At 61.3% G+C, this 2736-nt stretch carries 2 protein-coding genes; both read right to left on the minus strand.

Annotated features, from left to right (window positions below; translation table 11 throughout):
- Positions 1 to 316, minus strand: a 316-nt coding sequence (locus A7X77_RS34150; protein WP_432431360.1) for an adenylate/guanylate cyclase domain-containing protein, incomplete at its 3' end; no start/stop codon positions are given.
- A 450-nt stretch (positions 317 to 766) separates the two neighbouring features.
- On the minus strand, positions 767 to 2736 hold a 1970-nt coding region (locus tag A7X77_RS31100), incomplete at its 5' end, for a M10 family metallopeptidase C-terminal domain-containing protein (protein WP_197486920.1).

Genomic DNA, 2736 nt, shown 5'->3' on the forward strand with positions numbered 1-2736 from the left:
CAAACGGCAGCACGACAATCGAAGCCACCTGCGGCAGTGCCGGCACGGCATCAGCGCCGCCCCGTACCGTCGAAACGCCATCCGCAGTTTCCCAGATCACCCGAAACACCCGCACGGGACGGGCAATGTTCTTCAGCGCACACTCGCCCTGATCGACGAACTGTACCGGCAGCTTTCGATCGACGTGCTCGTGTACGCTGTGACTTATAAGCACGCCGCCTAGTTCGGCCATAGCCTCCAGCCGCGCGGCGACATTGACCCCGTCTCCGAACACGTCCTCCTGGTCAGCCAGGACGTCCCCAAGGTTGGTACCCATACGGAAATCCAGCCGTCGATCTTCGGCACCTTCCTTGTTCCGCTCGGCTGTCAATCGCTGGACATCCACGGCGCACCCCACGGACGGCCTCGATGGCGCTTGCGAGTTCCGTCAGGAAGCCGTCCCCGGCCGTCTTGAAGATGCGCCCCCTGTGTGTCTCCACGGCTGGCCGCACGACACCGCGCAACACCATCTGCAGCCGCTCGTGGGTGTCCTCCTCGCCGCGTTCCATCAAGCGGCTGTAGCCCGCGACATCAGCCGCAAGGATGACTGTCAGCTTCCTTTCGGGTCCGGCAGGAACCAGTGGTGGTCCGTCGTTGTCCGGCATCTTTGGAGGGTACGCCGCGCCAGTTCTGCCTTCAAGCAAAGAAGAAGCTCCCCGAGGAGACGTGGAGCTGTCCACGCCACCTCTCCTGAAGCGCGAAGATTCCGACGGCCTGAGCTGATGACTCAGAGCAGGAAGTCTCCCGACGTCAGCTGTATCCTGCCGATGAGGTTTATCTGGAAATCCGTTTCCGGCGTCGCGTTCGTATTACCCTCGATGATGGTGTACTCGACCCCGTTCGCGTCGGTCTGATATCGGTAGCCGATCTGCCCACGCCCGAGCTGACCGAAGCCTCCGCTCACGGTCGTGACCTCCCCCGCGAAGATGAACGCCGGATTGCCCGCCAGACCGCCGTTTGCGTCGATCTCACTGACATCGATGCGATCGCCAGGCGCGAAGTCCCGTATGACGTCGGCGGTAGCGCCCTTTCCAGCGGCAGTGACGGACGCGAAGACAAAAGTATCGGCTCCGTCGCCCCCTGAGAAAACGTTGCGGGTGGTGCTTGCGACGATCGAGTCGTTGCCGATACCGCCGATCGCGTTTTCAATTCCTGTCAGCTGGTCGGTCCCGGTGTTGGCGCTGCTGGCCGATCCGTTGAGGAGGTCGATCCTGGCGTCGGCTTGAAGTCCGTTCAGGCTGAAGGTGTCGCTGCCGCCGTCGCCGAAGTAAAAGTCATCCCCGTCATTCAAAGTGGCCAGGAAGGTGTCGTTGCCCGTCCCGCCTGACACCTCGTCAGACCCTTCGTTGCCGATAAGTTCGTCATCCCCTCCGCCTCCGTGGAGGTCATCATTTCCAGCCCCTCCCACAACCAAATTGGCAAGGCTATTTCCCGTTCCGACAAAAGCTCCTATTCCGGAAAAACGAAGGACTTCCACGTTCGCGGTGAGAGTGTATGACGGTGCGGTCGCATATACGATGTCCCGTCCGCCTGCGGAGGTTTCTACCACGATATCGCTGGCGACATCGACCAAGTATGTGTCGTCGCCTCCGAGACCTACGAGGCGGTCAGCCCCGCCAGCGCCATCCAACACGTCCTGTCCAACGCCGCCGGTGAGCGTATTTGCGAGAACGTTCCCAGTGCCGTGGAAATCTCCGGACCCTTTGAAGACAAGATTTTCGACGTTGGCGGAAAGGACGTAGGCGGACAGGGTCGTCTCGACAGTGTCGGTTCCTTCTCCCGGCAATTCGGTGACGGTGTCGTCTGCCTCCCCGACCACATACGTGTCGTTGCCCGCCCCTCCTTGCATCACGTCGACGCCCGTCCCGCCGTCGAGACGATCAGCTCCGATCCCGCCGAGGAGCGTGTCCTTGCCCCCGCCGCCATTCAGGACATCATTGCCACTGCCGCCGTCGATCAGGTCGTCGCCAGCGAGGCCCGAGATCGTGTCAGCACCGCCCTGCCCGCGTGTCGTGTCCTCTTCGTTGGTTCCCGTGAAGACATTGTTGCTGGCGTTTCCGGAATAGGTCGCGCCAGCGGTATTGGTCACACTGATTGCCACGTTCTTTGGGATCGCATGCACGCCGTCGGACGCCGCGACCACAACGTCGTAGACGTTGTCTCTGTTCGCGTCCGCAGGGTTTTCGAAGTCGGGAGCCGCTTTGAACGAGACGATCCCGGTAGCGGCGTCGATGTTGAAGAGTGCCGCGTCCGTACCCGAGAGCGTGTAGATCAATGCCCTGAGGTTGTCCGCATCTGTGGCCTCCGCGCTGTACGCCACGCCAACCGTGTTCTCGGCAATGCTCGCGGCCGCCCCCGAGGAGAAGACAGGCGCATTGTCGTTTCGGTTGCCGACGGTCACCCGGGTCGTCTGGGCTATTGTTCCGCCCTTGCCATCCGAAGCCTGAACGTCGACGACGTATTCATTGTTTGCGTCAGTATCGCCCGGATTTTCAAAGTCGGGTGCGGCGATGAAACGCAGCACGCCGGTCTGGGCATCGATCTGGAACTTCGCTGCGTCGTCTCCACCGACGATTGAATAGGTGACCGTATCGCCGTCTGGGTCGACCGCGGCCACCGTTGTAACCGCCGTGGTGTTTTCGCTGATCGTGGGAGACTGATTGAGATCGTTCAGGAAGTCATTTCCAAGAAATGCAA

The sequence above is a fragment of the Rhizobium bangladeshense genome, assembly GCF_001662075.1.
In the GTDB taxonomy this organism is placed as follows: Bacteria; Pseudomonadota; Alphaproteobacteria; order Rhizobiales; family Rhizobiaceae; genus Rhizobium; species Rhizobium bangladeshense_B.